The organism is Mesorhizobium sp. M7A.F.Ca.CA.004.12.1.1 (assembly GCF_003997835.1).
Lineage (GTDB): Bacteria > Pseudomonadota > Alphaproteobacteria > Rhizobiales > Rhizobiaceae > Mesorhizobium.
Map to the genome: position 1 here is coordinate 1 of NZ_RZRK01000298.1, position 6,834 is coordinate 6,834.

At 59.9% G+C, this 6,834-nt stretch carries 8 protein-coding genes; 1 reads left to right on the plus strand and 7 read right to left on the minus strand.

Annotation, left to right across the window (positions count from 1 at the left end; translation table 11 throughout):
* Positions 1-166: 166 nt before the first annotated feature.
* From EN984_RS16980 to EN984_RS17005, 6 genes are all read right to left on the minus strand, one after another.
* The gene (locus EN984_RS16980) at positions 167-898 is read right to left on the minus strand and encodes a peptidase (RefSeq protein WP_127271775.1); all 732 of its coding nucleotides are present in this window, start codon (positions 896-898) and stop codon (positions 167-169) included.
* A gap of 132 nt (positions 899-1,030) precedes the next feature.
* Entirely contained in the window at positions 1,031-1,825 is a 795-nt protein-coding gene (locus tag EN984_RS16985; protein WP_127273300.1) for a transglutaminase family protein, read from the minus strand.
* A gap of 85 nt (positions 1,826-1,910) precedes the next feature.
* Positions 1,911-2,852, minus strand: a complete 942-nt coding sequence (locus tag EN984_RS16990) for an alpha-E domain-containing protein (protein WP_027036710.1) — start codon at positions 2,850-2,852, stop codon at positions 1,911-1,913.
* A 61-nt stretch (positions 2,853-2,913) separates the two neighbouring features.
* The gene (locus EN984_RS16995; RefSeq protein WP_127270768.1) at positions 2,914-3,273 is read right to left on the minus strand and encodes a four helix bundle protein; all 360 of its coding nucleotides are present in this window, start codon (positions 3,271-3,273) and stop codon (positions 2,914-2,916) included.
* A 54-nt stretch (positions 3,274-3,327) separates the two neighbouring features.
* Entirely contained in the window at positions 3,328-4,740 is a 1,413-nt protein-coding gene (locus tag EN984_RS17000) for a circularly permuted type 2 ATP-grasp protein (protein WP_164749460.1), read from the minus strand.
* Between the two features lie 171 nt (positions 4,741-4,911).
* Positions 4,912-5,148 (minus strand): Lrp/AsnC family transcriptional regulator, encoded by a 237-nt coding sequence (locus EN984_RS17005; protein WP_010909609.1) that lies wholly within the window; start codon positions 5,146-5,148, stop codon positions 4,912-4,914.
* Positions 5,149-5,413: 265 nt separating this feature from the next.
* On the opposite strand from EN984_RS17005, the gene EN984_RS17010 reads away from it, so the two are divergent.
* Positions 5,414-5,833 (plus strand): DUF4864 domain-containing protein, encoded by a 420-nt coding sequence (locus tag EN984_RS17010; RefSeq protein WP_127269463.1) that lies wholly within the window; start codon positions 5,414-5,416, stop codon positions 5,831-5,833.
* A gap of 4 nt (positions 5,834-5,837) precedes the next feature.
* Here EN984_RS17010 and tgt read toward each other — a convergent pair.
* Positions 5,838-6,834 (minus strand): tRNA guanosine(34) transglycosylase Tgt (gene tgt, locus EN984_RS17015; protein ID WP_127383840.1); only part of this gene is annotated, 997 nt, incomplete at its 5' end.

The window sequence follows — 6,834 nt, forward strand, 5'->3', positions numbered from 1 at the left end:
TTGCGGTAGTCGGCGCCCCAGTCGGCGGCGCGGCGCGACCATTGCCGGAAATCATCGTTGTTCATCCTGTCCTCCCGACATGATCGACCGCCACCATCCATCGCGGCTGGTCTCTTTATTAATTAACGCGTGAAATAGACGCAACCGACAACGGATGCCGCACGCCTCAGCCCGGGAAATCCGGCAGGCTGGCAAAGGCCGTCTTCAGCGCATTCGACCAGCCGTCGGAGATCGTGCGGTAATACTGGTCGTCCTGGCCGATCCGCTTCTTCAATCCGACCTTGAAGGCGTCCTTCTCCAGGAACAGCAGGTCGAGCGGCAAGCCGACGGACAGGTTCGACTTCAACGTCGAATCGAACGACACCAAAAGCAGCTTCACCGTCTCGGCGAGGCTCATCGTCTTTTCGTAGGCGCGGATGATGATCGGCTTGCCGTATTTGGTCTCGCCGATCTGGAAAAACGGCGTGTCATCGGTCGATTCGATGAAATTGCCTTCGGGATAGATCATGAACAGGCGCGGCTCGCTGCCCTTGATCTGACCGCCGAGGATGAAGGACGCATTGAAATAGGAATCCGCCTTCTCGCCAGCGGATGACGAATTGGCGATGACCTCCTTGACCGTGTCGCCAACAATGCGGACCGTTTGGTACATCGACGGCGTTTCGAGCAGCGTGGAATGTCTTTCGGAGATCGCCTTGGTGCGCTCGTCGAGCAGGCTGACCACGGCCTGCGTCGTCGCCAGATTGCCCGCCGACATCAAAACGATGACGCGCTCGCCCGGCTCTTCCCAGACATGCATCTTGCGAAAGGTGGAGATGGAATCCATGCCTGCATTGGTACGCGTGTCCGACATGAACACGAGCCCGCGATCGATCTTCAGGCCAACGCAATAGGTCATGGAATCTCTTCTAGAGCAATTCCAGGAAAAGTGTGAAGCGGTTTTCCGTCCGGAATTGCGTTAAAACAAGGGGATAGAGCGGTTCGGCGTTTCCTTGAAACGATGAATCGCTCGGCAGCAATCTTGCGAGGATTACTGCTCCACCGTGACGGTGACCGCAAGCTGTTCTTCCGCCTGTCCCAGCCGAATTCCCGACACCGGCGTGGCGTCGCGGTAATCGCGGCCCGTTGCCACCTTTACATAACGCTCGTCGGGTGAAATGCCATTGGCGGCATCGAAGGCAACCCAGCCGAGACCCGAAACATGCGCCTCGGCCCAGGCATGGCTGGCCGCCTGCTCGACCGTGGCTTCCAGCATCAGATAGCCGCTGACATAGCGGGCCGGAAAGCCCATGGCACGCGCCGCGGCGGCAAAGATATGGGTATGATCCTGGCAGACCCCGGTTTTCAGCGCCAAGGCTTCCTCCGCCGGCGTCGTCGCACTGGTGGTGCCGGGCGTGTAGACAACGCGCTCGCCGATGACAGCCATCAGCCGGTGCAGCCTTTCGATGTCGCTGCCCTTGCCGACCGATGCGGCGAGTTCGCGGATACCGCTGCCGATCACCGTCAATGGCGTCTCATGGCTGTACAGCCAGAGCGGCGTAAAGCCCTGGTGCGGCCCCGAGACACCCGCGGTGTCGCGTGTCACCACTTCGCCTGATGCTTCCACCGTGATGAAGTCGCGCTCGCCCTCGACGCTTAGCAGCCTTGTGTCATTGCCGAAATGGTCGACAAAGCGAACTTCTTCGCGCGCGCCTTCGATGGTCAAGGCCCAGGACAGAACGGTCTGCGTCGACCCGCTGACCGGAAGCAGCCGCAGCCGCTGCAACAGATAGTGCACCGGCGCGTCGTAGCGGTATTCGGTCCGATGGGTGATCTTCAGCCGCATGCTTCTATTCCGTTTGTGAGCACGATCTCCGGACAAACGGTTTCATTTGTCTGAGAAAACCGGCTCCCACCTTTCGGGACCATGCTCAATTGAACCGATAATCTTGTGCGATCTCTTCGCCCAGTTTGGTGTTGTCGCGAATGAAATTGGCAAGGAATTCATGCAGGCCGGCGTCGAATATGCCCTTGATCGACCCGGCTCTCAGCATTGTCTGCGTCTTCTCGGCCGTTGCGTGGCAGGCATGGCGCTCGCCGTAATCGTCGCCGAGGAATTTCAGATGCTCCGACAGGAAGCGATAGCAGAACATCAGCGAGCGCGGCATGCGGACATTGAGGATCAGATAATCGGCAATGTTGGTCGGCTTGTAATCGGCGTCGTAGACCCAGCGATAGGAGCGATGCGCCGAGACCGAACGCAGGATCGATTCCCACTGATAATTGTCGAGCGTCGAGCCGACCCAGGAGATCGACGGCAGCAGCACATAATATTTCACGTCGAGGATGCGCGCCGTGTTGTCCGCGCGCTCGACATAAGTGCCGAGCTGCGAGAAGTCGAAGATCTCGTTGCGCAGCATGGTGCCGTAGAACGAGCCGCGGATCAGCGCCGTCTCGCGCTTGATGGCGTCGAGTACGCTGGGCAGGTCGCGCTCGTCGATCGGCTTGGCCAGCATCCGCTTCAGCGACATCCAGGCTTCGTTGATGCTTTCCCAGGTTTCGCGCGTCAGCGCGGTACGCACCATGCGGGCATTGTTGCGGGCCGTCTCGATCGACGCCATCGTGCTCGACGGGTTCGACGTGTCGCGCAACAGGAAGTCGGCGACGTTGGCCGCGGTATAGTCAGAATATTTCTGGCTGAAGGTGACGTCGGAACCGGCGCTGAGCAGCACCGAATTCCACTCTTCCGAGGCACTCTGGGTACGAGTCAGCGCCATGCGCAAACCGGCATCGACCAAGCGCGCCATGTTCTCCGCCCGCTCGATATAGCGATTCATCCAGTAAAGCCCGTTGGCGGTGCGGCCGAGAAGCATCATCGTGCCCCGATTTCGAGCGAATAGCGAATAGTGAGTAGCGAATAGGGGAAAATCAGCTTCATGATTTTTGTTGCAAACTCCTGATCATGGAACGTAGCATTTTCCCGATCTCATCGGCCTTGCTAAGCAAACGCACCACCTCTGCTTCAACCATCAACCCTACTTTTTCAGACAAGATCAGGTGTGTTTCCAACTCTTTGAGAGATCCCTGCGCCATGCGCAGAAATTGAATGAATGATCCCGTACTCTCCCGCCCATGCCCTTCGGCGATGTTTGCTGCAATTGATACGGAAGACCGCCGCATCTGAGAGGTCATCCCGTAGATTTCGCTGCTTGGAAAGGCTTTGGTTACCGAATAGCAATCCACCGCCAACTCGACGGCCGCTTTCCAAACAATTAGGTCCCTGTAAGAATTGATCGCCGTCTTGCTGCCCTCCTTCCCCTATTCGCTACTCACTATTCGCTATTCGCTTTAATCATCCAGCACCCAAGTATCTTTCGTCCCGCCGCCTTGCGAGGAATTCACGACCAGCGAGCCTTCCTTCAGCGCGACACGCGTGAGGCCGCCGGGCACGATCTGGATGCGATCGGAGACCAGCACATAAGGCCTGAGATCGACATGGCGCGGCGCCAGCCCCTTTTCCGTCAGGATCGGGCATGTCGACAGCGCCAGCGTCGGCTGGGCGATGTAATTCGAAGGTTTTGCCTGGAGTTTCTTGGCAAAGGTCTCGCATTCCTTCTTGGTCGCAGCCGGCCCGACCAGCATGCCGTAGCCGCCGGAACCATGGACTTCCTTGATCACCAGCTCGTCGATGTGCTCGAGCACGTATTTCAGGCTGTCGGGCTCCGAGCAGCGCCAGGTTGGGATGTTGCCCAGGATCGCCTTGCGGCCGGTGTAGAATTCGATGATCTCGGGCATGTAGGAATAGATCGCCTTGTCGTCGGCGATGCCGGTGCCCGGCGCATTGGCGATGGTGATGTTGCCGGCCCGATAGACATCCATGATGCCGGGTATGCCGAGTGCCGAATCCGGTCGGAAGGTCAGCGGATCGAGGAAGGAATCGTCCACGCGTCGGTAGAGCACATCGATCTGCTTGTAGCCTTCGGTCGTGCGCATCGCGACATGGCCGTCGACGACGCGCAGATCCTGGCCTTCGACCAGCTGCACGCCCATCTGGTCGGCGAGGAAGGCGTGTTCGAAATAGGCGGAGTTGAAGCTGCCGGGCGTCAGCACCGCAATGGTCGGCGCGCCCTTGGTGCTTTGCGGCCGCACCGCCGCCAGCGACTGGCGCAGAAGCTGCGGGTAGTTTTCCACCGGCCGTACCTTGATCTTCTGGAACAGCTCGGGGAACAGCTGCATCATCGTCTCGCGGTTCTCCAGCATGTAGGAGACGCCCGACGGTGTGCGCGCATTATCCTCCAGCACGTAGAATTCGTCCTCCGAGATGCGGACGATGTCGACGCCGATGATGTGGGTGTAGACGCCGGCCGGCGGCCTGACCCCGATCATCTCCGGCAGGAAGGCCTCGTTCCTGGCGATCAATTCCCTGGGGACGCGCCCTGCGCGCAGGATTTCCTGGCGGTGGTAGATGTCGTCGAGGAAGGCGTTTAGCGCCTGCACGCGCTGCTCGATGCCCTGCGTGAGGCGCCGCCATTCATTGCCTGAAATGATGCGTGGAACGATATCGAACGGGATCAGCCGCTCGGAAGCTTCCTGCTCGCCATAGACGGCGAAGGTGATGCCGGTCTTGCGGAAGACGCGTTCGGCGTCCTGCATCTTCTCGGTCAGCCTGGCCGGATCCTGCTCCTTCAGCCAGCGATCATAAGCCGAATACGGTCTTCTCAATCCGGAGATTTCCGGAAGCATTTCATCGAACGCTGCCAATCGCATACTCCCCTGTGACGCCATTTCACTGACGTCGCCGGAGAAAATCAAGCGCAATCGGTGATTTGGGAGATACGGGCGATCAGTATGTTGCGCCTGCCTAAAATTGAGGCAGGTGAAATATGACCTTGATCAGCCTTTGCCTCGTGCCCGGGCAAATGCGTTTCCAGGCTAGAAAGCGCGAAACGTGACGACGGTGAACGTGTCCTTGATGCCGGGGAGAATCTGCACCTTCTCATTGACGAAATGGCCGACGTCTTCCTCGTCGTCGACGTAGAATTTGGCGAGCAGATCGTAATTGCCGGCGGTGGAGTAGATTTCCGAGGCGATCTCGGCATCGGCAAGCGCGCTGGCAACCTCATAGGATTTGCCGAGCTCGCATTTGATCTGCACGAAAAACGCCTTCATGGCTTCGTCCCGCTAAACGTCCAAGTCCAGCGGCCCTTCTGGCAGACTGGAGGCGGGCTTTCAAGCGCTGGAATGAATGCTCAGCCGGCTCGGGCCTAGGCTACCGCCTGCTGCAACTCCGCCACTGGCGTGGAACTTGTCACCGATCGCCAGTGAATATTCGCAATCGCTGAAACCGCGATGCGCTGCCAAGCGTATGTTATGATGTGTCTTCGGACAGCAGCATTTCGAGGGAAGATATTTCGCGGGATAACGGAGACAGGCCATGCGCCGCGCCTTTTTCGCAATCGCAGTCGTTCCATTCCTCTTCGCGTCGTCGGTATTGGCCGGCGATGCCGAGATCAAGGCGGGCCAGTCCGTCATCGACAGTCAGCTAAAGGCCCTCATCGCCAATGACGGCGCCACCGCCTACAGCTTCGCCGCCCCGAATGTGAAGCGGATCTTCCCGACCGTCGATGCCTTCATGAACATGGTGACCAACGGCTATCCGCCGGTGCGCAAGCCGCGGACCTATTCCTTCGGCAAGGTCGAGGAGACCGCTCCGGGTTCGATCGTCCAGCAGGTGCTGATCGTCGGCCCCGACGGCAAGGATTACGAGGCGGTCTACACGTTGCAGCAACAGCCCGATGGCACGTTCCAGATCACCGGCTGCAGCCTGCGCGCCTCGAATTCGCTCAGCACTTGAGGCCTCACAGCAACGGGATATCGCCCCTCGCCCAGCCCTCGGTGATTTCCGCGCCGCGCGCCTCGAAGGCGCCGGTCTCGATCGCAGCGCGGATGTCCTGCATCAGCTTTTGATAGTAAGAAAGGTTGTTCCAGGTCAAAAGCATAGCACCGAGCGCTTCTTGCGAGCGCACCAGATGATGCAGATAGGCGCGTGAGTAGTCCCGGGCGGCCGGGCAGTCGCTTTCCTCGTCGAGCGGCCGTGGATCGTCGGCATGGCGGGCGTTGCGCAGATTGACCTTGCCGCGCCTTGTATAGGCAAGGCCGTGGCGGCCGGCCCGTGTCGGCATCACGCAGTCGAACATGTCGATGCCGCGCGCCACCGATTTCAGGATATCGTCGGGCGTGCCGACACCCATCAGATAGCGCGGCTTGTCCGCTGGCAGTTCCGGGCAGGTGATGTCGAGCATCTCGAGCATCACCGCTTGCGGTTCGCCGACGGCCAGGCCGCCGACCGCATAGCCCTTCAGCTCCATCGCGCTCAGCGCCTGCGCCGAGCGCTCCCGCAGCGCCGCGTTGTCGCCGCCTTGCACGATGCCGAACATCGCCTTGCCCGGCTGATCGCCGAACGCCGTCTTGCAGCGCTCGGCCCAACGCAACGACAGCTCCATGGCGCGCTCGATTTCCTTCATCTCGGCCGGCAGCGCCGTGCATTCGTCAAGCTGCATCTGGATATCGGAATCGAGCAATCCCTGGATCTCTATCGAACGCTCCGGCGACATCTCGTAGGCGGCGCCATCGATATGCGAGCGGAAGGTGACGCCCTTTTCGGTCAGCTTTCTCAGCTTCGACAGCGACATCACCTGGAAACCGCCGCTGTCGGTCAGGATAGGATGCGGCCAGCGGGCGAATTCATGCAAACCGCCGAGCCGCGCCACACGCTCGGCGCCGGGCCGCAGCATCAGATGATAGGTGTTGCCCAGGATGATGTCGGCGCCGACACCGCGCACCTGGTCCATATAC

Bases quoted from the DNA above. Each gene is read 5' to 3' on its own strand.
- EN984_RS17010 (WP_127269463.1), top strand. From the start codon at position 5,414: ATGCGCCGCGCCTTTTTCGCAATCGCAGTCGTTCCATTCCTCTTCGCG.
- EN984_RS16980 (WP_127271775.1), bottom strand. From the start codon at position 898: ATGACCTATTGCGTTGGCCTGAAGATCGATCGCGGGCTCGTGTTCATG.
- EN984_RS17005 (WP_010909609.1), bottom strand. From the start codon at position 5,148: ATGAAGGCGTTTTTCGTGCAGATCAAATGCGAGCTCGGCAAATCCTAT.
- EN984_RS16990 (WP_027036710.1), bottom strand. From the start codon at position 2,852: ATGCTTCTCGGCCGCACCGCCAACGGGCTTTACTGGATGAATCGCTAT.
- EN984_RS16985 (WP_127273300.1), bottom strand. From the start codon at position 1,825: ATGCGGCTGAAGATCACCCATCGGACCGAATACCGCTACGACGCGCCG.